General features: G+C 70.3%; 24 protein-coding genes and 1 pseudogene. 7 read left to right on the top strand and 18 right to left on the bottom strand.

Features of this window, described 5'->3' with window-relative positions:
• Positions 1-57: 57 nt before the first annotated feature.
• The 5 genes from ACFY1E_RS32335 to ACFY1E_RS32315 are packed head-to-tail and all read right to left on the bottom strand — an operon-like array spanning position 58 to position 6,079.
• Complete coding sequence (locus ACFY1E_RS32335; RefSeq protein ID WP_389082111.1) at positions 58-402, bottom strand: DoxX family protein; 345 nt, start codon at positions 400-402, stop codon at positions 58-60.
• Positions 399-2,366, bottom strand: coding sequence for an acetoacetate--CoA ligase (locus ACFY1E_RS32330; RefSeq protein WP_389082109.1), 1,968 nt, complete (start codon positions 2,364-2,366; stop codon positions 399-401). Before ACFY1E_RS32330 ends, ACFY1E_RS32335 begins: the two co-directional genes overlap by 4 nt.
• A complete protein-coding gene (locus tag ACFY1E_RS32325; RefSeq protein ID WP_389082106.1) occupies positions 2,363-3,943 on the bottom strand; it encodes a bifunctional 3-(3-hydroxy-phenyl)propionate/3-hydroxycinnamic acid hydroxylase in 1,581 nt (526 codons plus the stop codon). The genes ACFY1E_RS32330 and ACFY1E_RS32325 overlap by 4 nt, the downstream gene beginning before the upstream one ends.
• A 19-nt stretch (positions 3,944-3,962) precedes the next feature.
• Complete coding sequence (locus ACFY1E_RS32320; RefSeq protein WP_389082104.1) at positions 3,963-4,901, bottom strand: fumarylacetoacetate hydrolase family protein; 939 nt, start codon at positions 4,899-4,901, stop codon at positions 3,963-3,965.
• A 35-nt stretch (positions 4,902-4,936) separates the two neighbouring features.
• Entirely contained in the window at positions 4,937-6,079 is a 1,143-nt protein-coding gene (locus tag ACFY1E_RS32315; RefSeq protein ID WP_389082101.1) for a VOC family protein, read from the bottom strand.
• Between the two features lie 135 nt (positions 6,080-6,214).
• On the opposite strand from ACFY1E_RS32315, the gene ACFY1E_RS32310 reads away from it, so the two are divergent.
• Complete coding sequence (locus ACFY1E_RS32310) at positions 6,215-6,850, top strand: TetR/AcrR family transcriptional regulator (RefSeq protein ID WP_389082099.1); 636 nt, start codon at positions 6,215-6,217, stop codon at positions 6,848-6,850.
• A gap of 2 nt (positions 6,851-6,852) precedes the next feature.
• Here ACFY1E_RS32310 and ACFY1E_RS32305 read toward each other — a convergent pair whose 3' ends face one another.
• Positions 6,853-7,623: a DUF2993 domain-containing protein gene (locus ACFY1E_RS32305; RefSeq protein WP_389082097.1), complete on the bottom strand. Its 771-nt coding sequence runs from the start codon at positions 7,621-7,623 to the stop codon at positions 6,853-6,855.
• Between the two features lie 35 nt (positions 7,624-7,658).
• A complete protein-coding gene (locus tag ACFY1E_RS32300) occupies positions 7,659-8,297 on the bottom strand; it encodes a TetR/AcrR family transcriptional regulator (RefSeq protein WP_389082095.1) in 639 nt (212 codons plus the stop codon).
• A 187-nt stretch (positions 8,298-8,484) separates the two neighbouring features.
• Here ACFY1E_RS32300 and ACFY1E_RS32295 point away from each other — a divergent pair, with 187 nt between their 5' ends.
• A complete protein-coding gene (locus ACFY1E_RS32295; RefSeq protein ID WP_389082093.1) occupies positions 8,485-10,098 on the top strand; it encodes an MFS transporter in 1,614 nt (537 codons plus the stop codon).
• 425 nt (positions 10,099-10,523) lie between these two features.
• Here ACFY1E_RS32295 and ACFY1E_RS32290 read toward each other — a convergent pair whose 3' ends face one another.
• From ACFY1E_RS32290 to ACFY1E_RS32275, 4 genes are all read right to left on the bottom strand, one after another.
• On the bottom strand, positions 10,524-11,150 hold the full coding sequence (locus ACFY1E_RS32290; protein WP_389082091.1) for a TetR family transcriptional regulator: 627 nt from the start codon (positions 11,148-11,150) through the stop codon (positions 10,524-10,526).
• Positions 11,151-11,252: 102 nt separating this feature from the next.
• On the bottom strand, positions 11,253-12,341 hold the full coding sequence (locus ACFY1E_RS32285; RefSeq protein WP_389082088.1) for a catalase family protein: 1,089 nt from the start codon (positions 12,339-12,341) through the stop codon (positions 11,253-11,255).
• 25 nt (positions 12,342-12,366) lie between these two features.
• Complete coding sequence (locus ACFY1E_RS32280; RefSeq protein ID WP_389082087.1) at positions 12,367-13,707, bottom strand: Dyp-type peroxidase; 1,341 nt, start codon at positions 13,705-13,707, stop codon at positions 12,367-12,369.
• Positions 13,708-13,720: 13 nt separating this feature from the next.
• Positions 13,721-14,329, bottom strand: coding sequence for a hypothetical protein (locus tag ACFY1E_RS32275; protein ID WP_389082085.1), 609 nt, complete (start codon positions 14,327-14,329; stop codon positions 13,721-13,723).
• Between the two features lie 893 nt (positions 14,330-15,222).
• Between ACFY1E_RS32275 and ACFY1E_RS32270 the strand changes: the two genes are divergently transcribed.
• Positions 15,223-15,372, top strand: a complete 150-nt coding sequence (locus ACFY1E_RS32270; protein ID WP_389082083.1) for a M23 family metallopeptidase — start codon at positions 15,223-15,225, stop codon at positions 15,370-15,372.
• Positions 15,373-15,388: 16 nt separating this feature from the next.
• Here the strand turns inward: ACFY1E_RS32270 and ACFY1E_RS32265 are convergent, their stop codons facing one another.
• Together ACFY1E_RS32265 and ACFY1E_RS32260 are read right to left on the bottom strand one after the other, a co-directional pair.
• Entirely contained in the window at positions 15,389-16,186 is a 798-nt protein-coding gene (locus tag ACFY1E_RS32265) for a maleylpyruvate isomerase family mycothiol-dependent enzyme (RefSeq protein WP_389082081.1), read from the bottom strand.
• Positions 16,187-16,403: 217 nt separating this feature from the next.
• Complete coding sequence (locus tag ACFY1E_RS32260) at positions 16,404-17,912, bottom strand: MFS transporter (RefSeq protein WP_389082078.1); 1,509 nt, start codon at positions 17,910-17,912, stop codon at positions 16,404-16,406.
• Positions 17,913-18,042: 130 nt separating this feature from the next.
• Here ACFY1E_RS32260 and ACFY1E_RS32255 point away from each other — a divergent pair, with 130 nt between their 5' ends.
• Positions 18,043-18,480: a MarR family winged helix-turn-helix transcriptional regulator gene (locus tag ACFY1E_RS32255; protein ID WP_389082076.1), complete on the top strand. Its 438-nt coding sequence runs from the start codon at positions 18,043-18,045 to the stop codon at positions 18,478-18,480.
• 8 nt (positions 18,481-18,488) lie between these two features.
• On the opposite strand, the gene ACFY1E_RS32250 is transcribed toward ACFY1E_RS32255, so the two are convergent.
• Together ACFY1E_RS32250 and ACFY1E_RS32245 are read right to left on the bottom strand one after the other, a co-directional pair.
• The gene (locus ACFY1E_RS32250; protein WP_389082074.1) at positions 18,489-19,292 is read right to left on the bottom strand and encodes an SDR family oxidoreductase; all 804 of its coding nucleotides are present in this window, start codon (positions 19,290-19,292) and stop codon (positions 18,489-18,491) included.
• Positions 19,289-20,296 carry an NADP-dependent oxidoreductase gene (locus tag ACFY1E_RS32245; RefSeq protein ID WP_389082072.1) on the bottom strand — a complete coding sequence of 336 codons (1,008 nt, stop codon included), beginning with the start codon at positions 20,294-20,296 and terminating at the stop codon, positions 19,289-19,291. Before ACFY1E_RS32245 ends, ACFY1E_RS32250 begins: the two co-directional genes overlap by 4 nt.
• A 214-nt stretch (positions 20,297-20,510) precedes the next feature.
• On the opposite strand from ACFY1E_RS32245, the gene ACFY1E_RS32240 reads away from it, so the two are divergent.
• Entirely contained in the window at positions 20,511-20,993 is a 483-nt protein-coding gene (locus ACFY1E_RS32240) for a DUF485 domain-containing protein (RefSeq protein ID WP_389082070.1), read from the top strand.
• Complete coding sequence (locus ACFY1E_RS32235) at positions 20,990-22,606, top strand: cation acetate symporter (protein ID WP_389082068.1); 1,617 nt, start codon at positions 20,990-20,992, stop codon at positions 22,604-22,606. Before ACFY1E_RS32240 ends, ACFY1E_RS32235 begins: the two co-directional genes overlap by 4 nt.
• 16 nt (positions 22,607-22,622) lie before the next feature.
• Here ACFY1E_RS32235 and ACFY1E_RS32230 read toward each other — a convergent pair whose 3' ends face one another.
• From ACFY1E_RS32230 to ACFY1E_RS32220, 3 genes and pseudogenes are all read right to left on the bottom strand, one after another.
• Positions 22,623-24,053: a SpoIIE family protein phosphatase gene (locus ACFY1E_RS32230; protein WP_389082065.1), complete on the bottom strand. Its 1,431-nt coding sequence runs from the start codon at positions 24,051-24,053 to the stop codon at positions 22,623-22,625.
• Positions 24,054-24,351: 298 nt separating this feature from the next.
• Positions 24,352-25,044 (bottom strand): annotated as a pseudogene (locus ACFY1E_RS32225) (PAS domain-containing protein); the annotation flags it as partial.
• Between the two features lie 58 nt (positions 25,045-25,102).
• Positions 25,103-25,327 carry a helix-turn-helix domain-containing protein gene (locus ACFY1E_RS32220; RefSeq protein ID WP_389082063.1) on the bottom strand — a complete coding sequence of 75 codons (225 nt, stop codon included), beginning with the start codon at positions 25,325-25,327 and terminating at the stop codon, positions 25,103-25,105.
• A 191-nt stretch (positions 25,328-25,518) separates the two neighbouring features.
• On the opposite strand from ACFY1E_RS32220, the gene ACFY1E_RS32215 reads away from it, so the two are divergent.
• The gene (locus ACFY1E_RS32215) at positions 25,519-26,091 is read left to right on the top strand and encodes an SDR family NAD(P)-dependent oxidoreductase (protein WP_389082061.1); all 573 of its coding nucleotides are present in this window, start codon (positions 25,519-25,521) and stop codon (positions 26,089-26,091) included.
• The last annotated feature ends 54 nt before the right edge of the window (positions 26,092-26,145 follow it).

Here is a 26,145-nt window from a genome sequence, read left to right as displayed (position 1 = left end):
GGAGGGACGGTCGCCACCCTCACAGGGGGCCGCCCCTGCCCGGCCGTACAGGACGCGTCAGCCGGCGGTCATCGCCGTTGCCGCGTACGTCAAGGAGATCAGTGCCATTACGGCGGCCGGGACGGCCCGGACCGGCGGGTCGCCGTGGCGCAGGTGGACCACCGCCGCCGCGGCCATCAGCAGAGCGAGGCCTGTCGCGGCGGCCACGCCCAGTGGCGTCCAGGTCAGCCCCAGCAGCAGACCGGCGACGCCGGCCACCTCCAGCGCGCCGACAGCGCGATAAAGGCCGGTCGACATGCCGAGGTGGGCCGCTGCCCGCCGCATGACCGGTACCGCTGCGATCTTGGCCAGGCCCAGCGGGAGGAAGACCAGGGACAGGACGATGGCAAGCATGGTGGTCATGCGATGGTCCTGCCTTCGCGGCGCTCGGCGCCCAGACGCGCGTAGTAGTCGATGAGGTCGGGGCTGTCCACGGTGGCGGGGTTGACGACCTGCTCCACCGCGGCGCCCTGGAGCAGCCGCTTGACCGGGACCTCCAGCTTCTTGCCGGTGCGGGTGTGCGGGATGCCCGGCACTTCAAGGATCTCGTCGGGAACGTGGCGCGGTGAGGCACCCGTACGAACGGCGTCGCGGATCTTCTCGCGCAGGGTGTCGTCCAGGGTCACCCCGGCAGCCGGGACCACGAACAGCGGCATCCAGTAGCCGCCGTCGGGCTCCTCCGCGCCGATGACCAGCGCCTCGGTGATCTCGGGGAGACGTTCGACGACGTCATGAATGTCGGCGCTGCCGAGCCGTACACCGTTGCGGTTGAGCGTCGAGTCGGAGCGGCCGTGGATGATCACCGAGCCGTGCCCGGTGACCGTGATCCAGTCGCCGTGTCGCCACACTCCGGGGTACGTCGAGAAGTAGGCGTCGCGATAGCGGGTGCCCTCGTGGTCGTTCCAGAAGTACAGCGGCATCGAGGGCATGGGGCGGGTGACGACCAGCTCGCCGACCTGGTCGATGACGGGGAAGCCCTCGGTGTCGTACGCGGCGAGCGCCACGCCCAGGTGCGGCGCGGACAACTCCCCCGCCCAGACCGGGGTGTTGGGGGCGCTGCCCGCGAAGCCGGAGACGATATCGGTGCCGCCGCTGATGGAGGCCAGCAGAACGTGGTCGCCGACATGCTCGCGGACCCAGGGGTAGGCGGAGGCGGGCAGGGCCGAGCCGGTGCAGCCGACGACGCGGATCGACGACAGGTCGTGCGTGGACGGATCGATGCCGAACTTGGCCATGCCCAGCAGGTATTGGGGGCTGGTACCGAAGACGGTGACCCGGTGGCGGGCGGCCAGTTCCCACAGGACGTCGAGTTTGGCGTGGGGTGCCGGGCTGCCGTCGTAGGTGCACGTCGTGGCGCCGGTCAGCAGGGTGGAGGCGACCAGGTTCCACATCATCCAGTGGGTGGTGGTGTACCAGAGGAGGCGGTCACCGGGGCCCAAGTCCGAGTGCAGCCCCAGGGTTTTCAGGTGCTCCAGGAGCACGCCGCCGTGGCCGTGGACGATGCCCTTGGGCAGACCGGTGGTGCCGGAGGAGAACACGACCCACAGCGGATGGTCGAACGGGACCGGTACACAGGCGAGTTCCTCGGTACGGGTGGAGGCGTCCTCCCAGGGGACCACCAGCGACGGGTACGCCTGCGACGGCCAGGGCAGGCCCATGTGGTCCACCAGCACGGTCGCCTTCAACGTGGGGAGGGCGTGGGCGAGTTCGAGGGCTGCGTCGCGGCGGTCGTGGGTGGTGCCGTTGAAGAGGTAGCCGTCGGCGGCGATCAGGACGGTGGGTTCGAGCTGGGCGAAGCGATCGGCCGCGGCCTTGGGGGCGTAGTCCTGACCGCACACCGACCAGATGGCGCCCAGGCTCGCGGCGGCGAGGAACGCGACGATGGCGTGCGGGGTGTTGGGCAGATAGCCGACGACTCGGTCGCCCTTGCCGACGCCGAGGTCGCGCAGGGTGGCGGCCATGGACGCCACCAGGGCACGCAACCGGGCGCCGGTCACCTCGTATCCGGCACCGGTCTCGTCGAGGGCAACGATCGCCACGTCTTCGTCGGCCAGGTTACGCAGGGCATGGTGGGCGTAATTGAGGGTGGCGCCGGGGAACCAGCGGGCGCCCGGCATCCGCTCCTCGGCCAGCACCTGCTCGTAGGGGGTGTCGGCGTTGATGTCGAAGTACTCCCACACCGCGCCCCAGAAGCCCTCCAGGTCGGTGACCGACCACTGATGCAGGGCGGCGTAGTCCTCCGGGTCCATGCCCTGGAGCCGGGCGAACTCCGCGATGCGACTGGCGGCCGCCGTCTCCGGATCGGGTGTGAAGAAGGGCGTGCTCATCGCGTCGTACTCCTCAACAGGCTTTTCGGTGGCGTCCGTTCGGAAGGGACAGGGCTTCGTGTGGTGTGCAGCAGGGAGGCCCAGTCGGCGGTCGACGTGAAGTCGCGGTCGCCCGCCGGAACGACGTCCATCACGACGCGGTCGGGCCTCAGCAGGACGGCGTCCGCGCGTCCGGCGCGCAGCCAGGCGGCGAGGGTGCCGTCGTCGCCGAGGTCGGCCACCCAGAGCGCGCGTATGCCGAGGCTGTGGGCAAGCGCGGTCAGGGAGGGGCCGGGTTCGGAGGCGGTCAGCACGGCGAAGGAGTCGCCGAGCGCCTCGTCGAAACGGGTACGTCGGCCACCGACGCTCACCCACGGTTGCGGACAGTGCATGCCCGCGAGGCGTCGGCGGACCCCGCGCCGCACGAGCGGTCCGGCGGTGAGGGGCGGGCTGAGGTCGCGGCCGGCCAGCTCGGTCAGGCCGGGTATGCGGCAGACGGCGGCCAGCGTCCGGCGGCGGAGCGCGGCGGCGCCGTCCTGGCCGCCGGTCATGGCCCAGCCCATGGCGACCGCGAGGCGGACGACATGCCGGGCGTGCGGTCTGCGTTCGCTCTCGTAGGTGTCCAACAGCCGTTCGTCGCCGCCCTGCTGGAGGACGCGGGCGAGTTTCCAGCTGAGGTTGAAGGCGTCTCGCAGTCCCGAGCACAGGCCCTGTCCGATGAACGGCGGAGTGAGGTGAGCGGCGTCGCCGAGCAGGAAGACCCGTCCGCTGCGCCAGCGGTCGGCGACGCGGGCCCGGAAGGTGTACTGCGTCTCACGGACGACCTCGAAGTCCCCGTCGTACGAGGGCGGCAGCCACGGGGCGACCAGCTCACGGACCGTCTCTTGTCCTTCCCCGAGCCGGAACTCCCAGCGGTAGCGGTTCTCGCTCACGCGCATGAAGGTGGCCGGCCGGGCCGGGTCGCAGATCTGGTCGACGCCTTCCCAACAGCGGACGGGGCCCGTCGTGTCGACGTCGATGACCTTCCAGCGTTCCTCGAAGCGCAGGTCCTCCCAGGCGCCGCCGATGGCTTCGCGGGTGAGGCTGTTGGCGCCGTCGCAGCCGAGGACCGCGTCGGCCCACAGCTCGTGGTCGCCGGTGTCGTCGCGGTAGGTGACACGGACGGGGCCGGTGGTGTCCGGGCCGAGGCCGGTGACCTCCACGCCGGCGCGTAGTTCGCACTCGGGGCGCCGGGCCAGGGCGCCGCGCAGTACGCGTTCCAGCTCGGGCTGGTCGAACATGCTGGTCTGCGGGTAGCCGTGGTGGCCGTGCTCGGTACGCCGGAACTCGGCCATCACCCGGTGCCGGGCGTCCAGCAGCCGTAGTCCGTTCGCCGGTCGTGAGATCGCGGTGAACTCCTCACCGACGCCTGCGGCTTGGAGGATCCGGTGGATCTCGTCGTCGCCTGCGACGGCGCGGGGGAGCGGGTAGACCTCCTGGTGGCGTTCGAGGACGACACTGCGGACGCCGTGCCGGGCCAGGAGGAGGGCGGCGGTCACGCCCACCGGTCCGGCCCCGACGATCACGACGGGCACACGTGCGGCTTCATCGACGGTCATGTGCGGCTCACTTCGGGTATCAGTTCGCGGCTGCGACGGGAGTGCGCTGCTCGCCGAGGTCGATCCGGCCGTCAGGGGTCGCGATCGTCGCCGTGATCACGTCACCCGGGCTCAGGTAGTGCGGGTTCTTCGCCTGGCTCTTGAAGAACGCCTTCCACTTCACCGCCGGGGGCAGCAGCGCGCCGATCTTCTCTACGGCCTTCGGCGGCGCCTTAAGGGCCGTGCCGCCGGGGGTGCCGGTGAGCAGCAGGTCGCCGGCGTCCAGGGTCTGGAAGCGCGCCAGCAGGGTCAGCGCCGGGGCCGGGCGGACGATCATGTCGGCGAGGGTGCGGTCCTGGCGCAACTCGCCGTTGACGCTCAGCTTCAGCCGCAGGTCCAGGAGACGGGTGAAGTCTTCCGGCTCCAGCAGCGTCAGGTACGGACCGGTCGGCGTGAAGGTGGGGTACGACTTGCTCTCGTAGAACTGCGTCTTGGTCAGCTGCACCTCACGGGCGCTGACATCGTTGGTGATCACCAGTCCGGCGACGTACGACGGCAGGTCCCGCTCCTCGACCACGGTGCCGACGGGCAGGGGCGCGCCCATGACGAGCCCGAGTTCGATCTCGTAGTCGAGGAATTTCACGTGCGACGGCCGGACGACGGCGTCGCCGGGGCCGCTGACCGAGCCGGACGCCTTGCGGAAGAACGCCGGCGGGATGTCGCCCTTGAAACCCGAATCGCGGGCGTGGCTGCGGTAGTTGACCATCTGGGCGACCACCCGGCAGGGGGTGGTGACCGGCGAGAGGGCGGCCAGGTCGGCGACGGGTGTGCCCGCCTCGCCTGAGAGGGCTGCCTCTCGTACGGCGGCGCGGTCGGCGAGCAGTTCGGCGGTGGTGGCGGCCTTGGTGTCGACGGGGACGGCGCGTTCGCCGAGGACGACCCACCAGCCGTCGGCGGTGCGCAGGACATTGGTGCTCATGTCAGTGCCTTTGTGAGGGATTCGGGTGCGGGGGTTCAGGAGTTGGCGGCCTTGAGCAGGCCGAACAGTCGTGCCGGGTCCATCTCGTTGTCGCCGCGCAGGGCCTCGATGACATCGCGGATCCGCTGCGGGGAGGGGCTCGCGCCGAGGAAGTCGCGGGTGGCCGGCGGGCCCCACTGGGCCAGGCCGCTGGTCGACATCGGCGCCCAGCCGGGCTCGATGTCGCAGGAGAACAGGTCGCCGTCGGCGAAGTGCTCCAGCATGAAGTGGTCGGGGTCGCGCCAGTAGTCGAAGAGCTGGCTGCCCTGGATGTGCCGGCCGATGCCCCAACTGCGCTTGTAACCGCGCTCCTTGAGGTATTCGCCGCCGGTGGCGATGGAGTCGAGGTCGGTGACCTGGTAGGCGGAGTGGACGTATCCCGTGCCCGGCCCGAGGTGCATGGCCAGGGTGTGGTGGTCGGCCGGCACGCTGCCCAGGTCACAGCGGATGAACGCCATCGTCGGGCCGCGGTCGCGCTGTCCGTCCAGGAACAGGAAGTCGGACACGATCATGCCGAGGGTGTCCAGGTACCAGTCCAGGGCGCGGGCGAACACCCTTGTCTCCAGGACCAGATGGCCGAGCCGCTGGATGCGGGACGGCTCGCGCGGCGGCCGCTGGGTGGCGTTGGTACGCCGGTGATCCGTGCCGAAGTTGAGGAGCAGCGGCTGCTGTTCCGGCAGGGCGGGGAGCTGTTCGCCGCAGTGCACGACCCGGACCGGGAAGCCGGACGGGTCGAGCAGGTCGACCACCTTGCCGCCCCCGGGAACGTCGGCGTCCCGCACGTCCCTGCCCGTGGCGCGGGCCAGCCGGTCCAGGTCGCCCCGCTCGGCGGCGCGGAACGCCGGACCGATGAAGCGGGACGTACGACCGCGCCGGATCACCATGCAGGGCGAGCCCGCGAAGGTGCCCCGCAGCCACAGCTCGCTCTCGGTGCGGGCGGCGACGCCGAAGCCGAAGTCCCGGGCGAAGACCTCCGCCCGGTCCAGGTCGGGCTTCTCGAACTCCAGCCAGGCCAGGTCCGCCACCTTGATCACGGGGTTCCGGGAGCGGCCGGGGTGTTCGCCGCGCAGGGCGCCCTGCTCGCTGTGGAGGTCCTGGTGGGCCGTGATGACGTCCCCGTTGACGCGTGTTCCAGACATGGTGCCCTCCGAGCAACATTGCTGTAATGAGGAAATCATCAACTGTGACAGTTCTGTCGTCAAGGTGTTCACGGCAGGAAATGATGAATTCATCAGGACTGCTATCTGCATGGGGTAACGGTTAGACTTCTGCGCATGTCTACGTCAGCCCCGCCCAGCAACCGTTTCGAGCGACGTCGCGCAGAGACCCGTGGGGCTCTCGTGCGAGCGGCCCGGCAGATCCTTGCCGAGAGCGGCGACACGAGCGCGAGCATCCAGGCGATCGCCGAGCGCGCGGACGTCGGCTTCGGCTCCTTCTACAACCACTTCGACTCCAAGGCGGAGTTGTTCGAGACGGCAGTGATCGACGCCCTCGAGGAGTTCGGGCAGGAATTCGACGAGCGTCTGGCGGGGATCGACGACCCGGCGGAGCGGCTCGCGGGCGGCTTTCGGCTCAGTGCCCGCATGGCCGACTCCCACCCGGAAATGATGCAGGTCCTGCGTCGCCGTGGCCTCGCGCACATCCACTCGGGCAAGGGACTGGCCCGACGCGCGCTGCGTGATCTCCAGGTCGGCATCGACTCCGGCCGCTTCACGCGCGTCGACCCCATGGTCGCTCTGTCCGCGCTGGGCGGAACCCTGCTGTCCCTGGTGGAACTGCGGTTCGCCCGCCCCGAGGTGGACGGCGACGAGGCCGCGGTCAACCTCGCCGAGATGGTCCTGCGGATGCTGGGCCTGTCCGCGGACGAAGCGCACGAGGTCGCCCGACGCCCCTTGCCTGACGCCCCCTGACCTCACGCGGACGACGAGTCCGGGTGGAACACGACCGAGCGGCCGGTGAAGCGGGCATCGATTCCGTCCCCGGTGGTGGCGACCGACCGCAGACGGAGCCCTTCGGGGACGTTCTGCAGCGGCATGGGCTCGTCCAGGGCCTTGTCGAGCAGTGATTTCAGCGGAGGGAGCAGTTCACCCTGCTCCGCGCGTACGTCCGTGAAGGCGATGCGGTTGCCGTCGGCCGCAGAGACGGCCGCGCTCACGGTCACGTCGCCGACGAGTGGCAGGCTCGCGGTCGCGTTGACCCGGCCGGACTCGTCCCCCTGCGACACCTGCACGCCGAGCGCGCTCGACACGTCCGCGTAGGACAGGAACGCGGTCGCCGTGACGCCGTCCGCGTGAGCTTCGTCGGCGCTCCCCGAGGTCTTCAGCCCGTCCATCCCGACTGTCAGCCTGGTCACCGGGAGCGGCCGGGTACTGCCGTCGGCCGGAATGTCGTGGGCGGTCAGGTCGACATGGTCCAGACTGCCCGCAGCCAGTTGGTTCAGTACGGGAAAGCCCCTGACGTGCACCGACGGCCGATCGGCGGTTCCCATGCCGTCCTGGAACGCCTTGGCCGTACGGCTCTCCGCGCGGACAGCGGCGATCCGGTCGACCGCGACTCCGCCGACCAGCAGGGCCACCAGGGACGCAGCGGCGATGATCATGCACCGCCTGGTCCGGGTCGGTGGGCTCGCATACACGGAGCCGTCGCCGTAGCAGGGCTCCTCGTCGCGGTGGGACTGATACACGGTTCTCCTCTTCGGGTGATGCTTGGGAAGTACGCCTACGCGGCGTCGCCCGCGGGCCGGACAAGCCCGTGGACGCACGCCGCAGCGCTGTCGCCGGCCACGCCCATCGCGATCAGGGCGGCGGTCGCGGTGCTGGTGCCGTCGTCGCTCCAGACCCCGCTGTTCACGCAGTCGAGAAGCCCCAGCAGGTGCCCCTCCAGCGCCCGGGTCAGGACGACCGGGGGGACGCCGGCCTGGAAGGCGCCCTGCCGCTGCCCCCGACCGATGATCGCCTCCGCCATGTCCCGCGCCGGGGCCAGGACTTCGGCGAGCCGATCGGCCCCGAGGTCCTGGGGGGCGAGGCGGAGCAGGATGCGGTAGCGATCTCCGACGGGCCACATCGCGAGGACGAAGCGCGCCAGCTCCGTGACGGCGTCCGCCACCGGTGCGCGCGGGACTGCGAGCGCCTGCCGCAAGGCCCACGCGGCCTCCTCCACCAGCCCCTCCATCAGTGCGGCCCGGCCGTTGAAGTGCCCATAGACCGTACGGCGCACCACTCCTGCCGCCTCGGCGATGTCACCGAGGCTGCTGTCGGGGTCACGGGCGAGTTCCTGCCGGGCCGCCTCCAGGATGCGGCCCCGCGTGAGCAGAGTGCGGCTGCGTTCCGAGGCGGCCGTCAGGTGTGCGTGGATCATGTCGAAACCTCCGGTAGGCGGGGAGGGCGACTCGATAGTTGCACATCAACGAGCAATAAACTAGTCTGCACATCAATGGGCAATTAGCTGCCCCTGGTGCCGGGCCCCTCTTGGCCCCGCGTGCACCGATCCCATCGATTCCGCACCCCCGAAGCCTCCGCTTCACCTCCTGCCGAGGAGCCTGACCATGCCGCTCTTTCCGAACACACCCGTCGAGAAGATGACGGAGCCCTACCATCGCCGCTGGTGGGCCCTGCTGGTCCTGTGCCTGAGCCTGCTGATCGTCGTCATGGCGAACACGTCACTGATCGTGGCCGCCCCCGACATGACCAAGGACCTGGGGCTCAGCAGCAGTGACCTGCAGTGGGTCATCGACGGCTACACCGTCCCCTACGCCGCCCTGATGCTCGTGCTCGGCGCGATCGGCGACAAGTACAGCCGCCGCGGCGCCCTCGTCCTCGGCCTGCTGATCTTCGCCGGAGGTTCGGTGATGGGCGGCCTGGTCCACCACACCGACCTGGTCATCACGGCCCGCGCGATCATGGGCGTCGGTGCCGCCGTCGTCATGCCGGCCACCCTCTCGCTGCTGGTCGCGATCTTCCCGCGCGCCGAACGCGCCAAGGCGATCACCGCCTGGTCCGCGACCTCCGGCCTTGCCATCGCCGCCGGTCCGCTGGCCGCCGGCTGGCTACTGGAGAACCACGCCTGGGGCTCGACCTTCCTGATGAACGTGCCCATCGCCGTCCTCGGCGTCGTCGGCGCGCTGCTGCTCGTGCCGCCGTCGAAGGCGGAGGGCATGGGCCGCATCGACTACGTCGGCGGTCTGCTGTCGATCGCCTCGGTCGGTTGCCTGGTCTACGCGACCATCGAGGGCCCGCACTTCGGCTGGGGCGCCGGCCCCATCACCGCGGCCGTCGTCGCCGGCGTGGGCCTGCTGGCCTTCGTGGCCTGGGAGTTGAAGCACCCCAACCCGATGCTGGACGTGCGCAAGTTCACCGAGCGTCCCTTCGGCGGCTCGATGCTCGCGGTGCTGTTCTTCTTCTTCGGCACCTTCGGCTCGATCTACTACTCCACCCAGTTCCTGCAGTTCGTCCTCGGCTACGACGCCCTGGAAACCGGCATCCGCCTGCTGCCGCTGGCCGGAGCCGTGTTCGTCGGCGCCGCCGTCACCGGCAAGCTGGCTCCGAAGCTCGGCGTGAAGATCGTGGTCGGCACCGGCATGGTGATCGGCACGGCAGGCGTCTTCCTGCTCACGCGGATCGACTCCGGCTCGACGTACACCGACTTCCTGGCGCCCCTGCTGCTGCTCGGCTTCGCCATCGGCCTGAGCCTGTCCCCGGCCACCGACACCATCATGGGCTCCTTCCCCGAGTCGGAGCTGGGCGTCGGCGGCGGCGCCAACGACACCGCCCTGGAACTCGGCGCCTCGCTGGGCATCGCCATCCTCGGCTCGCTGCTCGCCACGTCCTACAAGGACAAGCTGACCGACCTGGTCGGCGGTCACCTCCCGGCCGCGGCCCTGGACACCGCCAAGGACTCCGTCGGTGGCGGCATCGCGGTCGCCGAGCAGGTAGCCAAGAACCCCCAGGGCGGCGCCGCCCAGGCCCAGACCCTGCTCGGCGCGGTTCACGAGTCCTTCGCCCACGCCATCGCCCACACCAGCCTCATCGGCGGCATCATCATGGCCGCCGGAACCCTGATCGTCATCGCCGTCCTGCCCGGCCGCAAGCACACCACCAAGCACGGTGAGGAAATTGCGGCACCAGCCACCGAGGAACAGACCGAGACCGTGGGCGCCTGAGCCCCGTACACCGGAGGCCGGAACCCCGATTCCGGTCTCCCCCACCCCCAGGACGGGCTGTGCCTGAGCGGCGCACGGCCCCGGGACGGTGCCGGGAGGGGACGCCCGGCACCGTCCCCCCTTTTTTTGGATCTGAGAAGACACGCCGCGCGATTGAGTGCCGGGTGTGGCGCTGTGGATGGTTGGCGTGGTGCTGCTCGGCCAGGGCTGGTGGCGGGCCTGCGGCTCGTCTTGAAGATGCGTCCGCCGGGCTGCTCGCGATGGAGCGCAATGCGCAGGCACCGTTCAAGGGCTGGGAGCCCGTCTGGTCCGCCGGAGTTCACGCTCAAGACAATTGCCCATCTAGGGGTGACTAAAGAAGTGAGGGCGGACACGGAAAGACCCCGGCGCATCGCACCAGGGTCACGTCGGACTGCAGGGGCATCTCACTCCTCGGCGGCGGACACCTCGTCGACCACGATCTGCGCACGCTTCTCCGGCACACCGGCCGCGATGAGCGTGGTGACGGCCACCCGGGTGCCGTCGTCCTCCAGCGCCCCGGTGTTCACCTCCTCCAGCAGGGCGACCGTCATCGCCTCAAGACCGGCGCTCAGCACCGGGGCCGGCAGCTGGGTGTGAAAGACGCCGTCCCGTTGTCCCTGCTCCAGGATGGCCGTGACCCTGACCCGGGCGGGCTCCAGGATCCCGGCGACACGGTCCATGCCGAGGTCCCGCCGGGCCAGCGCCAGGAGCATCCGGTAACGGTCGCCCACGGGCCAGAGCGACAACGTGAAGTGGGCGAGCGCCCGGTCGGCCGGTGCCGTCGCGCCTGCTCCGACCGCAACGGCGGCTTGGAGCGCCTCAGAGGCCTCCTCGGCCAATGCCTCCAAGAGCGCGGCCCGCCCGGGGAAGTGACCGAACAGCGTCCGTCGTACGACACCGGAGGCGCGGGCGAGTTCCTCCAGGGTGATGTCGGGATTCCGCCCGAGCTCCTGGCGGGCCGTGGCGAGGATGCGCGCCCGGTTGGACCGTGCGTTGCGTCGCTGGGGCACACGGCCGACGGGCTGGGACACGAAAGGAACCTCGAAGAAGACAGGGCGGAGAAGGGACTTCTCCATTCTGGCACGCGAGTCCCGACCGACCCGCGGCCGCATCCGGGGTCGGTCGGGACCTGGTCAGGCGGGCAGCTCCTTGATGTCGGACGGCTCCTGCGGCTCGATGCCGTTGAAGCGGTGCCGGAAGTCGCTGGACGCGGGGTACGCGGCGCGGCGGGAGCGCATGATCGAGCCCAACGGGCGGTGGGCCTCCAGGGCGTGCCAGGGGCTGAAGGAAAGGACGTCGTCGGCGTAGCGGCGGCGGGCGTCGCTGTAGGCGTCCTGGGCGGGCAGATGCAGCACGGCCACGGTCTGGTGCGGTGACAGTTCCTCGGGCCACAGGACCGAGGCGTCCTCCACCGGCATCCGGTCGATGTCCGTGCACAGCTGGGCGCGGATGTCGTACTCGGCGCTGTTGCCTGCGAAGAAGTCGACGACGAGGTCGCGCAGGGCCGACTCGCCGGCCTTCTTGTCGACGTGGCTGCCGGTGAGGGCCCTGACGTTCGCCGAGCGGGGCGCGGCGGACATCTTCGCCACGTGGTCGCCGTAGCGCAGCGCGGCCATGGAGTGGAAGGTCTCGCCGAGGATGTGGTCGTTGGCGGCGGCCAGGGTCTCGACGGCGGGCGGAAGCGGACGTCCGACGCGCGTGAGGGCCTTGGCGGCCACCCGGGCGGCCGCGCCGGTGAGCTGGAGCTGCTGGTCGCTCTGGCCGGGCTGTTTCTCCAGGATGCCCTGGAGTTTGGCGTATTCGGCGATGTTGCCGAAGGGCAGGGTGGGGTGGTTGACGAGGAGGAAGTCCTGGGTGGTGAAGCCGTCCTCGAGGGCGCGGGGCCCCGGGGCGCCGATCACCTTCATCGCGAGGCCACGCTGGACGGGCACCTGGTCGGAGCGCAGGTCGCCGGGGGCGGAGGAGAAGCGGACGATCACCGGGTAGGTGGCCGGTTCCGCGAAGAGGCCCTGGGCGAGGTGGGCCGGGAGGCCGGACTGGATGCGTAGTTCGCCGGCGAGGACGCCGTGACTCTTGGCGTGAGCGTCGCGCAGGCCGTGCCGGTGTTTGTCGGCGACCTGCTGGTTGGCCTTGCCCATGGCCGCGACGACCTGTCGGACGAGTTCGTCCTCGTTGGGAAAGGGCTGTTCGAGGTCGGGGCTGTAGCGGACGTACGAGGTCATGGGGGATCTCCGCGCGAGGTGTGGGTCAGTTGCTGCCGAGCCAGCGGATGGCGGACAGACTCGGCATGAAGAAGTACTCGCCGCCGAGCAGGGTGTTGAAGGACTGGATGTTCTGCACCCGGCGGGGCGGAGTGCCCGGCACGGTGAAGTAGGCGCCCTTGTCCTGGAGCGAGATCATCGGGTCCTTCTCCTTGCCCAGGCCCATGAAGTTGCCGGAGCCGACCCACTCGCTCTGCAGGAACTCGACGTTGTCGATGGCTCGGGCGCCGAGGGCGATGAAGTCCAGGCCGCGCGGCTTGCCGTCGTCCTTGAGGCGGTCCGGGGGCAGAGGGGTGCCGTAGGAGGTGCCGCGCCTGATGATGCGGCGGATGTTGACGTCGGTGAGGACCGTGAGCTTGGTGTCGCGCGGGTTCATCCGGCGGATGTGGGAGCCGAGCGGAGTGCGCAGTCCGCGCGGGTCGGCGGAGTAGTCGAAGTCGTTGATCCGGTTCGGGTCCTCGCCGATCGCGGGGGTGTCGCGCTCCGGGGTCAGGGCGAGGGGCGCGCCGCTGCGCCAGCGGCCGACCAACTTGGCGGCCAGCAGTTCGCGTTCGGCCTCGGTGGAGGCGTTGTCGTGCAGCCACTTGTTGAAGGCCGCGACGTGGGAGTGGTACTTGCGGAAGACGACGTACGTGCCGTTGCGGCCCAGGACGTCCGGAGCCGGTACGGGCAAAGGTACGCCGCTCTCGCTCGGGTAGCCGAGGACGAACTCACCGGCCTTGATGGGCCGTCCGTCGCCGGGCAGGGGTTCGGCGCCGCTGCCCTCGACCACCGGCTGGCTGAAGCCGTCCCGGTAGCCGAAGACGTTGAACCCGTCGGCCGCGAAGTCCTGGTGCGACAGCAGCCGGACGCCCGGTACCTCGCCCAGTTCCTTCTCGTACGCGGCGACTTCGGCCCGCCAGTCGTCCTCGCTCGCGGCGTAGACCGTGACGGCCACATGCACGCGCGGGGTGCCGAAGGGGAACTCCCAGCGCTCCGGCGCGTTCACGCCCGTGTCCCGCAGCCGCTCGGCGCGGGCGGCCATCCCGGCGCGGAAGTTGGCCGGGAAGGAGGCCAGTGAGGTCTCCGGCAGCCCCAGTGCGACCAGACCCTGGTAGCTGAGGGCCAGGGCCAGCCAGGACGGCTGCGGTTCGTCCCAGCGCGCCGCCGAGGTCACCCTCGGCGCCAGCCGGCGCAGCAGTTCCCTGCCCGCGGCCGGGTCGGTGATCTCCAGGATCGCGTGGGTGCCGAAGTAGGGCTCGGGCCGGGCCCGCAGCAGGGTCGCCTGGATGTCGTCGAGGTCCAGGGTGGGCGGGCGGCGCAACCGCCGGAACAGCGGGGAAGGCATGGCGTGCCTGCCTTCAGTTGAGGTCCGACAGGAAACGCTGCACGGCGGCCTCCTGCCGCTTGAGCCGGTGGCCTTCAGCGACGGTGAGGGTTGGGTGGGCGACGAACCACGCCTCCGCCGGGATCTGGTACTTGACGATGAAGTCCTTCACGTCCGGCGAGGTGATGCCGGGCCAGCCCTCGACGTTGCTGAACAGGTAGTCCATGAACTCGGGGATCTTCGTCGCGAAGTCGTCGATGTAGGGGTCCCACTCGCCGTCGAAGGCGGTCGCGAAGAGCAGCTTCGTGTCGTTGTCGAGGAAGACGAACCGCATGTTGTGCAGGGTGCCGACCTGACCGGCGCCCGCCAGGTTCCCGCCGACCAGGCTGAAGAACTTCCGCAGCCGCGCGGCGCCGTTCGGCTTCAGCGGCAGGATCGTCGTCAGCTCGGACACTTCACCGCTCTTGGCGCCGATCCGGCCGGCGGTGGTGACGGCGTGTTCGGCCATCTCCTTCTTGTCGGCGAGGATCTCGGCGGCCTTGAGCTTGAGAGCGATCTTCGCGTCCGACAGCGCGGTCTCGACCTTCTCGCGGACGGCATCGGGGAACTGCTGGAACTTGGCGTGCAGGTCTGTCTCGCTCATGGCGCCTCTCTCTGGGCGTGGGCGGCAATACGTCACGTATCGCCACAAATAGGCCATTGCAGGGCGGCACGCAAGCGAGACGAGACCCACTTTCTGACCACCTCCGCATAACTGATTACATCATCAGTTCGCCCCGCCCGGCTTGTCAACGCACTACTCGCAGGTAGCCACAGGACTCACGCCGAAGGCCACCAAGGAAAACCGGATCACCGGCGCTCGGCTGGTCAAGGACGCTTTGGGCTGGCACATCGCCTTCCCCATCCAGACAGGTCGGCATCGACGCCGGGGTGAACATCCCCCTCGCCCTGTCCAACAAGGACCACCAGGACCACGGGCGCCCCCGTCTCCCGGACGGCATCGCCGACCGCGACAAGTGGCTGAACCCGAAGGGGAAGGCCAAGCTCCTCACGCTGGAGCGGCAGCTCCGAGCCAAAGCCACGCGACGAGCCCTCGACTGGCAGCACCAGACCACCACCTATCTCGCCCGCACATACGGCGTGCTGGTGGTCGAACGGCTCAACATCCTCGGCATGACCAAGAGCCCGGCCCCCAAGCCCGACCCCGCAGGCGGGGGCGCGTTCCTGCACAACGGGGCCAGGGCGAAGGCCGGACTCAACCGCTCCATCGCCCAGGAGGCAGCGGAGAGAGCCAGGAGCTGTTCGCCTGTAAGAACCCCGACTGCGGCTGGACGGCGAACGCCGACTGGAACGCGGCCCGGAACATCTTGCACCTGTACCGGGCCGGCCACGTCATCGTGGAGGTCCCGGCCGCCGGAAGGCGCGGTCGCAGGGCGGGTAAAACCGTCAAACCTGCCGCAGCAAGGTAGGCGGGAATCCCCTCTCTGAGCTTGCGAAGGGAGGGGAGAGCTTCAATGCCAACTCTCGGAACGGCACGTGAAGGCCGGTCAGAAGGTCGGTACCGGAAGGCGGCTCGGCAAGGTCGGCGCCACCGGGAACACGACCGGGCAGCATCTGCACTTCGAGATGTCGAAGGGCTCCACCTGGTCCTACGCCGGTGCCGCCGCCCAGTTGGTGAGCGTGTGAGGGAGTCGGCGGCTTCTCAGAACGCGGATTTGGCGAACCAGTGGGTCAGCAAGCGCTCGTCGCCCTCATGGGCGAAGGCCCCTGCCTGGTAGGGCAGTCGGCCGTAGACGAGGAGGAGCAGGTCGGCCGCGGTTCCCTGGACGGTCGCGTCAGTGGGGGCCGCGGTCGGGTGAGCCGGGTCGAGCCCGAAGCCGTCGGGCCGCAGGCGGACGACCCAGGCGTCGTCCCCGTCGGTCGTGCGGAAGCGGATGGTCGTGTCGGAGCCACGGAGGTCGGCCACCTTGGGCGCGAAGAAGGTGGCGAAGGGCAGATTGACGAGGAACTCGTCGATGCCGTCCACCGCGACCGAGCGGTCGATCGCGGGCCGGAGTCCGAGTGCGACCTCGGCGTCGACCCGGTGCAGCAGCGTCTCGAAGAGCATCCGGCGTGCCCAGAATCGGGCGTGCTGGTCGGCGCCCCAGGCCCACATCGGCAGGTCCGGGTCGGTGACCGCGAAGGCGTCCGCGGCCACGGTCGCGCTCTCGGCCAGCCAGTCGACGTATCCGTCCTCCTGGCCGGGGAGCTGCAGGTCCACGTCACGCGTGCGCGGGGGTTCCTGGATGCGCGCCCGCAGCAGGACCGAGAACCAGCGGTGGACGCTGCCCGTGTGCCTGACCAGCTCGGCCAGCGTCCAGCCGGGACAGCTGGGCACCGCCGTGGCCAGGTCGGCGACCTTGACCGCCGCGACGAACCGGGCGGTCTCCGCCGCTACCGCGCTGCGGTGATCGACCGAGGTGGCAGCGGGCGCGTGCTGGGTGTGGTCGGACGTCGTCATCGTGACATGCCTTTCGGAGACTGCGGGTTCAAGGAGACTGCGGGCAAGGAGACTGCGGGTTCAAGCAGACTGCGGGTTCAAGCAGACGGCTGGATGAGGACTGCTTTGTCTTGGCTGAACCTCTCGATGATTCCGGACGGCGACAACGCCCGAAGACAGTGGCAGAGCCTGAAGACAGTGGCAGAGCCTGAAGACAGTGGCAGCGCCTGAAGCACGGTCACACGAGCTCGGCACCGGCCTCCGCCTCCGCAAGCCCCGCCGTCGAGGAGTCCGCGACCTTCCTCGGCACGGACGTACGAGGGGCGTGCGACGACTTGATGCCGACGAGGGCCACGGCGACGACCAGGCCGAAGGCCGCTCCGGCGATCACGAAGGTCGTCGTGAACTGGCTCTCCTGGGGCAGTGCGGGCCCTCCGCCCGGCAGTGGGATGGTCTTCGACGCCAGCAGCGAGGTGATCACCGCGCTTGCGACGGCGCTGCCGACCGAGCGGGAGATGGAGTTGATGCCGTTGGCGATGCCGGACTGGTGGGCGGGCACGCCGGCGACGATGAGCGCGGGCATGGCGGCGTAGCCGAAGCTGATCGCCAGGCCGATGACCATGCCGGCGCCGATCACCGAGGCCGTCACATCGTGCGCGACGCTCAGCCAGGTGAAGCCGAGCACTCCGAAGCAGGCCCCGGCGGCCAGGGTGAGGCGCGCGCCGAGCCGGCGCACCAGGACCCCGCCGAACTGGGCGCCCACGAGCGAGACGAGTGTGGTCGGCAGCAGATACACGACGGACGCTTCGAGCACAGAAGCGCCGAAGCCGTAGCCGACGACGCCTTCCGGCATCTGGACGAGGTACGAGACACCGATGAACTGGGCGAACATCGCGAAGCCCAGCAGCAGCCCGGCCAGGTTGGTGAAGAGAACGGGCCGGTGGACGAACATCTTCATGTCCACCATGGGTTCCCTGACCCGGCGCTCGGCGACGACCCACACCACCGCCATGAGGACGGCCCCGGCGAAGGAGCCGAGCGTACGGCCGGACGTCCATCCCCACTCGTGTCCCTGCGAGACCGGCAGAAGCAGCAGCACCAGCAGCATCGCCAGGGTGCCCGCGCCCAGCCAGTCCGTGCGCCCGCCCGTGGTCGTCCGGGAAGCGGGCACGGTGAACAGCACACCCGCCAGCGCCATCACCGCGAGCACCACCGCGAGCCAGAAGACCCGGTGGTAGTCGGGGTCGGAGCCGCGGGTGAGAAGCCCGGCGCCGACCAGCGCGAGTCCACTGCCGAACGCGAGCGTGCCGCTGACCAGGGCCATGGCGCCGTGCAGCTTCTCCGGCCTGATCTCCTCACGCAGGATGGACAGGGCGAGCGGGAAGATCGCGGTGGCCGCACCCTGCATCACCCGGGCGACGATCAGCCACGTCAGCGAGGTGGTGGTGGCGGCGAGCACCGAGCCCGCGATCATCACGAGCAGCACGCCCACGAGGGTGGGCTTCTTGCCGTGCTGGTCGCCGAAGCGGCCGAGCAGCGGTGTGAAGACCGCGGCCGACAGAAGCGTGGCGGTGGTCACCCAGCTGACGTTGGCCGTGGTCGCCCGCAGATCGTTCTGGATGATTCCCAGGATCGGGACGACGAGCGTCTGCATCATCGAGACGACCATCGCGGCGAGGCCCAGCACCAGAACGATCGCGGTGTCTGCTGACTGTCTCCGGGGCGCCGTCTGCTGCGCGTGAGGCACGGATCTCTTCCCTACGTGAGAGCTCGACGAACTACTTGAGAACATCGAAGCTTGAGAACTTCAAGTAATAGGGGAGACCGTAGCCATCGATATTTGAGATGGTCAAGTTTTCCGGCGTAAGGTGACGCTCATGACAGCACCCGCTCGTGTCGACACCGCCCGGCTCATGGAGCTGCTCTCGGTGTCCCTGGCTGCCTACTACGGCGACTTCACGGTCGCCGCCGCGAGCGAGAACCTCACGGCCAGCCAGGGCAAGACGCTCAACGTGCTGCGCCGGGGGCCCGCCTCCATGAGCACGCTGGCCACCACGCTGACCTGCGACGCCTCCAACATGACCGGAATCGTCGACCGGCTGGAGAAGCGCGGCCTGGTGCGCCGCGAGCCGAGCCCCTCCGATCGGCGCGTCAAGAACGTCCTGCTCACCGAGGAGGGCGAGCAGGTCATCGACGTGATCCGCGGGAAGATGAACAAGACGCTGGCCGGGCTGAGCAGACTCAGCGAGCAGGAGCAGGACACTCTGTACGCACTGCTCGAGCGCGCGTTCGCCTCTCAGCCCACCACCGCCTGAGGGTCTCCTCAGACGCCGACAGGCTCGCCGGGACCAGGGACCGTACGGAACCGGAACGGCTCCGGATCGCGGCCGGGCTGGATGAACCAGCACTCCCCCGTGCCGTCTCCGGTGAGGATCCGCAGCACGGTGTCCGCCACGACCTCGGCCGGAATGACCGACAGCCCCTGCTTGGGGAGCATGTCGCGCAGCGGATCGATGATCCGCGACTCCGCGAAGCCGGGACAGACGGCGTTGAAGCGCACGTTGTCCGCCGCAAGAGCCGGCCCCAGGGAGCGGGCAAGCCCTACGACCGCGTGCTTGTTGGCCGCGTACAGAGGATCGAGCGGTACGGCGGCCAGGCCCGCCAGGGACGCGGTCGCCACGATGGCCCCTCCCCCGCGGGCCCGCAGCGCCGGCAGCACCGCATGGGTGCCGAAGACCACGCCGTCGAGGTTGGCTCCCATCGCGCGACGGTAGCGTGCCAGGTCGAAGTCCTCACCGACGCCGCATCCGGTCGCCACCCCGGCGTTGAGCAAGGCGATGTCGACGCCGCCGTAGTGCTCCTGGGCGAAGGCCACCAGCGCGCGGTTGGCGTCGGGATCGGAGACGTCGCAGGCGCGGAAACGGCCGCCGACCATGTCGGCCACCTCGCGGCCGCCCCGCGCATCGAGGTCCGCGACGACCACGCGTGCCCCCGCCTCCGCCAGCGCCAGTGCCGTGGCCCGGCCCAGTCCACTGGCACCGCCGGTGACGATCGCCACCTTGCCCTGGAGCGCGGCGCCCTCCGCCTGTCCCGGCCGGGCGGCGACGGCGCTCCCGACGGCCGTCATGCCAGCTCCAGGACGAGCTTCCCGACGTTCTCCCCGCGGAAGAGCATCCCCAGCGTCTCGGGGAAGTCGTCCACGCTCCCCTTCACCACATGCTCCTTGACCTTGATGCGGCCGGCCCCGATCCAGGCGGAGATCTCCTGCGCCGCCTGCGCGTAGCGCTTGGCGTAGTCGAAGACGACGAAGCCCTCCATGCGGGCGCGACGCACCAGCAGGGAGAGGTAGTTGGAGGGGCCCTTGACCGGCGTGGCGTTGTTGTACTGGCTGATCGCACCGCAGACCACGACGCGCGCGTGCATCGCCAGCCGCGTCAGGGCCGCGTCGAGGATGTCCCCTCCGACGTTGTCGAAGTAGACGTCGATGCCGTCGGAGGCCTCCCGGCGCAGCGCCTTCCTGACGTCCTCGGCGCGGTAGTCGACGGCCGCGTCGAATCCCAGCTCGTCGACGAGCATGGCGCACTTCTCCGGGCCTCCGGCGATGCCCACGACCCGGCAGCCCTTGGCCTTCGCGATCTGGCCGGCGATCGTGCCGACCGCCCCGGCCGCCCCCGACACCACGACGGTCTCACCGTCCTTCAGCGCCCCGACGTCCAGCAGACCGAAGTAGGCGGTCATGCCGGGCATGCCCAGCGCGCCGAGATACGTCGAGGGCGGGGCGAGGGAGGTGTCGACCTTCAGGGCACCCTTGCCGTCGGAAACCACGTACTCCTGGACGCCGAACGCGCCGACCACGTAATCGCCCGGCTGGAAGTCGGGGTGATTCGACGCCGTGACCTCGATGACCGACCCGGCGCGCATGACCTCGCCGATGCCCACCGGCGGCAGGTAGGAGGGACGGTCGTCCAGCCAGCCCCGCATCGCCGGGTCCAGGGAGATCACGCGCGTCCGGCCCGCGAACCGGCCCGGGCCCGGCTCGTCGACGGGCCCTGCGAAGTGCTCCCAGTCCTCGGGCTTGACCTCGCCCACGGGGCGGGCTGCCAGACGGATCTGGCGGTTGGTCGCAGACATCGCGCCTCCTGTCGTTCACGGCTTCCGCCGCACGGTACCGACCAGTGGGTATGCCTGGTGCATGATGTTCGCCACACGCCGGCACGCTGCCCGCCGACCTGCACCCGGAGAGCCGTACCGACCCCGAAACGTGATCCGCGATGACCTTATGGGCATTCCAACCAGTCGGTATCGTGCGCCGCTCACAGCCATCGCCGTAGCGGAAGGCCCTGCGATGACATTCGCCGACGAGAACCGGTATCCACCCTCGGACACGGGGTGGCCGCCACCGCACACCGAGCACCAGCGGTACGGACACAACGCCCCGCGGTACGAGCCGTACGGGCAAGCCCCCTGGACCGAGCCGTACGGACAGGCTTCCTGGGACGAGCCGTACGCGCACCAGGCCCAGCGGCCCAACGCCGACCTCGCCGCCCTGCGCTCGGCCTACCGCACGCTCCGCCGGATCTCCACCCTCACCGCGCTCGGCTCCTTCGTCGTGTACGTCGTGCTGTCCTGCTACGCGCCCGGCCTGATGGGGGCCAGTGTCGCCGGGGAGCTGAGCCTGGGAATGACCCTGGGGGTCTTCCAGCTCGTCGTCACCTTCGCGGCGGTCTCCTGGTACGGACGCAGCGCACAGCGCTCGGTGGACCCGTTGGCCCTGGCCGTCAGGGAGCGGGCGGTCCCCGCCGGCCCGAACGCGGGGACGGCGAGATGAACGACTTCAGCTCCGGGACGCAGGCTGTCGTCCTGGTCCTGTTCACCGCGCTGGTCACCGTCACGCTGATGATGTGCGTGATGGCGGGACCGGACCGCGACGATCTGACGAACTTCTACACCGGCTACCGCTCGCTCACCCCGCTCAAGAACGGCCTGGCCATCGCGGGCGACTACATCTCCGCGGCCACGGTCCTGAGCACCACGGGCATCATCGCGCTTGCCGGCTACGACGGCTACGTCCTCGCGGTCAGCACGGCCCTGTCCCTGGTCCTGCTGATGTTCCTGCTGGCCGAACCCCTGCGCAACGCCGGCCGATTCACCATGGGCGACGTCCTGGCCCGCAACATGCCCGGGCGGGCGGTGCGGGTCGCCGCCTGCGTCGTGACGCTCTCGGCGACCGTGCCCTTCCTCGTCGTCCAGCTCTCCGGGGCCGGGTCACTGCTCACCTTCATCCTGGGCATCCCGCACATGGCGGGCGCCAGGACGGCCTGCATCGTCGTCGTCGGCAGCCTGATGATCATTTACGCGGCGCTCGGCGGCATGCGGGGCACCGCGCTCATCCAGATGATCAAGATCGTGATCCTGATCGGCACCAGTTTCGTCGTCGCCGCTCTGGTGCTGAACCGATTCGACTGGAATCCCGGCGACGTTCTCAGGGCGGCCCAGCAGGGCAGCGGTGCGGGCCCGGCCTTCCTCCGGCAGGGCCTTCAGCTGGGCACCTCGGCCGTCGACCGGCTGGACTTCGTCGGTCTCCAGATCACCGTGGTCCTCGGCGTGGCCTGTCTCCCCCACATCACGATGCGTCTGTACTCCGCGCAGGACGTGCCGGCCGTGCGTCGCTCCATGTCGTGGGCGGTCGGCACGGTCACCACCTTCTGTCTGCTCGTGATCGTCATGGGTACGGGGGCGGCGGCGCTGGTGGGATCGCGGTACATCACCGCGGCCGACCCGCAGGGCCGGACGTCGGTGCTCATGCTGTCGCAGGTGCTCGGCGGGGCCTCCTCCTCCGCGGGCGCGACGATTCTCTACTCGGCCGTGGCGGGCATGGTGTTCATCACCCTGCTGTCGTCGGTCGCGGGGATGACCCTGGCCGCGGCCTCCTCGCTCGCCCACGACCTGTTCGCCCACGCGGCCCGCCGGGGACAGGCCGAGCCGCGTGCGGAGATGACGGTGGCGGCGTGGACGAGCGTGGGCGTGGGAACCGTGGCCATCGGGCTCGCCACGCTCGTCCAGAACTGGAACGTCGGTGTGCTGACCACTCTGGCCGTCTGCGTGGGCGCGTCGGCGGTGACACCCGCGCTCACCTACTCCCTGTTCTGGCGCGGATTCACCCGCACCGGCCTGCTCGCCACCCTCTACGGCGGTGCGGCCTGCGCGTTGCTGCTCATGGTCTTCTCCAAGGCCGTCTCGGGCACACCGTCCGCCGTCTTCCCGAACGCCGACTTCGACCTGTTCCCGATGCAGTCCACCGGGCTGATCTCCATCCCGTTCGGCTACCTGGCCGGGTGGCTGGGCAGCCGCCTGGACCACCGGCGCCGCGCCGCCGACAGCCGGGTGAACCGGCGACTGTACGACGAGAGCGAGGCACGGCTGCTCGCCGCAGCGGAATGACCGCGGCCTGAGAGGGTCAGGTGAGCATGCCGGTCAGTGACTGCTCGGTCCACACGGTCTTGCCCTCGCGGGTGTAGCGGGCGCCCCACCGTTCGGCCATCTGCGCCACCAGGAACAGGCCGCGCCCGCCCTCGTCGGTCGTACGGGCGCGGCGCAGGCGGGGGGAGGTGTGGCTGGTGTCGCTGACCTCGCACACCAGGGTCCGTTCGCGGATCAGCCGCAGCGTCGCGGGGCCGCCGGCGTACCGGTACACGTTGGTGACCAGTTCGCTGGCGATCAACTCGGTGGTGAACGCCAGATGCTCCAGACCCCATTCGGTCAGCTTGGCCGAGGTCAGCGCCCGTGCGCGGGCGGCACTGGCCGGCTCCGGCGGCAGCTGCCACGAGGCGACGTCGTCCCGCGGCAGCGTGCGCGTACGGGCGATCAGCAGGGCGACGTCGTCGCTGGGGCGCGACGGTACGAGCGAGTCGACCACAGCCTGGCATGTTCGCTCCAGGGCGTCCGCCGGGCGGGTGAGCGCCGCGCACAGCTTGGACAGGCCCGCGTCGGGGTCGAGGTGGCGTTCGCCGATGACACCGTTGGTGTACAGGCACAGCAGGCTTCCCTCGGCCAGTTCGACCTCCCGGGCCTCGAAGGGCAGGCCGCCCAGGCCGAGCGGCGGGCCGGCGGGCAGGTCGAGCGGTGCAACGTGTCCGTCCGGAGTGGTCACCACGGGCGGCGGGTGGCCGGCGCGGGCCACGGAACACCGCCGCGAGACCGGGTCGTACACGGCGTACAGGCAGGTGGCGCCGACGACCTGCTCACCCACGGGCCGTTCGCCCGCCGCCTCCTGTTCGACGGCCAGCAGGTTGACCATGTCGTCCAGCCGGGAGAGGAGCTCGTCCGGTTCCAGGTCGAGGCTCGCGAGGGTGTGTACGGCGGTCCGCAGCCGTCCCATGGTGGCGGCCGCGTGGATGCCACGTCCCACCACGTCGCCGACGACGAGGGCGACCCGGGCCCCGGACAGGGGGATCACGTCGAACCAGTCGCCGCCCAGGCCCGGAGCCGCGCTGGCCGGCAGATACCGCAGCGCCACCTCGACGGCCGGCTGGTCCGGGACCGCCCGGGGCAGCAGGCTGCTCTGCAGGGTGAACGCGGTCTGCTGTTGCTGGGTGAAGCGCCGGGCGTTGTCGATGGCGACGGCGGCGCGCGAGGCGAGTTCCTGGGCGAGGGTGAGATCGTCCGCCTCGAAGGGGTCGGGGCGGCGCGAACGCCACAGGGTCATCACGCCCAGCACCATGCCGCGCGCGGCGAGGGGTACGCCGATCAGCGAGTGGACGCCCAGGTCCGGAGCGTGGGCTCCCTGGTGGCCTTGCGTCGAGAGCCAGTCGGGCGGCAGCACCGGTTCCAGGACGGGCCGCCCTTCGGACAGGCACCTGGCCTGGGGTGAGTCGGGCGCGAAGTCCACCGGCTCGCCGTGGGGGTGCGGTGGGCCGGGTTGCTGGGCCCCCACGCTGCTGGCGCCGAGCCGTACGACGGGCCCCCGCCAGGGCCGGTGCCAGTTCCTCGCCGCGCGTCACCGGCTGGAGCAGGTCCACCGACGCGTGGTCGGCGAGGTGGGGCACCATCACCTCGGCGAGTTCCCGGGCGGTCTCCGCCACGTCGAGGGTGGTTCCGATACGGCTGCCGGCCTGGTCGAGGAGCGCGAGCCGGCGCTGGGCCCGATGACGGTCGGTGATGTCCTCGATCATCTCGGCCACGCCCAGGATGCGGCCCGCGGGATCCTCCATGCGGAAGGACGAGACCAGGGCGACCCGTTCCCGTGCCGGATCCTGCTCCAGTCGGACGAACTGCTCGGAGTAGACGAGCGGTCTGCCGGTCTCCATCACCTGGCGCACCCGGTCCAGGGCCTTGCGTGCGTCGTCGGGGATGAGCATCTGCCCGCTGGGCAGCCCCTCGAAGCCCTCCGCGGGGACGCCACTGAAGCGTTCGATGGCCCGGTTGACCCTGAGAAGCCTCAGGTCGGTGCCGTGCACGACCAGTCCGATCGGGCACTGGCGGTACAGACCGTCGAGGACCGCACGGTCCCGCTGCCACTCCAGGACGTCGACCGCGAGTGCCCCGGCCAGGAGCCACTCACTGGTCTGGCCGTCGCGGGAGAGCGCATGGGCCCTGAGCCCCATCTCCACGAGCCGCCCGTCGCGGTGGCGCACCTTCAGCACCCCGAACCAGCCGCCGGCCTTTCTGCACTTTGCCGCGGCCTCCCTGGCGGCCGGCATTTCGCTCGGGCCGACAAGAACCTCGAAGGCCGGACGACCGATCACGGCCGTGTCCGGGTGGCCGAGCAGCTCCTGCGCCCGCTGGTTCCATCCGACCACGACTCCCCGGTCGTCGAGCACCGCCAGGGCGACGAGGTGCAGGGCGAACGGATCGTCGTGGCTTTCGCTGAACTCCGTCATCCGCTTCTCCACCGCTGTACCGGGACAGTCCCACTCTGGCAACGTCCGTAGCCCGCCGCTACGGGACCGCTCCCTGAACAGGGCGCGCCGGGCCGCGCGGGGGTGTCCTCAGGCCGCGTGCCGCCAGGGCCCAGCTGAGCTCCACAGCGGTATCCGCACTGTCCAGGCCGACACCGGTCAGCTCCTCGAACCGGCGCAGCCGGTAGCGGACGGTGTTGACATGGACGTGTGCGCTGCGGGCGACCTCGCGGATGTGCCGCCTATTCTCCAGGTGTCCCTGCACCTACTCCTCGATGAGCGCTCCGAACTCACCCTCCGCCTCCAGTGGGCGCAGAGAGCGGTCGATCAGCAACTCGGCGAGTTCCGGTTCGGAGACGAGACCACCCGCCAGGACAGGTCGCTCAGGTCGTACACGCCGCGCAGACCGTACGCACGGGCGGCATCCAGCAGCCGGCCGGCCGCATGGAAGGAGCGGTGCGCCGCGATGAGGTCCGTCGGCGCGGGGCAGGGAGTTGTCGACGGCTCCCCGGCCAAGGCCGGAGGGCCGCCCTCGACGCGCTCGTGGTCAACGTCGGCATCGGACTCGGCGCGGGCCTGGCGGACACCTCACCGCAGCAGTGGGAACGCGTGCTCTCGCTCAACCTGGGCGCTCCCTTCCTCGCCGCCACGTACACACTGCCCGTCCCCGCCGACGGAGGCTCGGTCGTCTTCGGCGGTTCCGTGCGGGGACTGCGCGCGGCCACCGACTCGCCCGCCTACGACAGTTCCAAGGCGGGCCTGTTCGGACTCGCCCGCCATGTCGCCAAGGAGGGCGCGCCACGCGGGATACGCGCCAACCTGGTCGTGCCCGGTCTGATCGACACGCCGATGGGTCGCGAGGTCTCGGCCGGGCGGGCGTCGCGCTCGGCCTCGTTCACCCGCAAACCGCTCAGGCGCCGGGGCACCGCCCGGGAGGTGGCCGAAGCCGTCACCTTCCTGCTCTCCGAGCGGGCCTCCTACATCACCGGGCAGAGCCTGGTGGTGGACGGAGGGCTGAACGCCGTCTGAGCACGAGGCAGTCTGTCCGCACGGAGCGGACGGGGCGGGGGCGGTCCCGAGGGT

This window comes from Streptomyces sp. NPDC001604 (genome assembly GCF_042893475.1).
GTDB lineage: Bacteria > Actinomycetota > Actinomycetes > Streptomycetales > Streptomycetaceae > Streptomyces.
The sequence above is the reverse complement of the archived record's forward strand: the minus strand, read 5'-3'. Positions and strand labels throughout refer to the sequence as shown.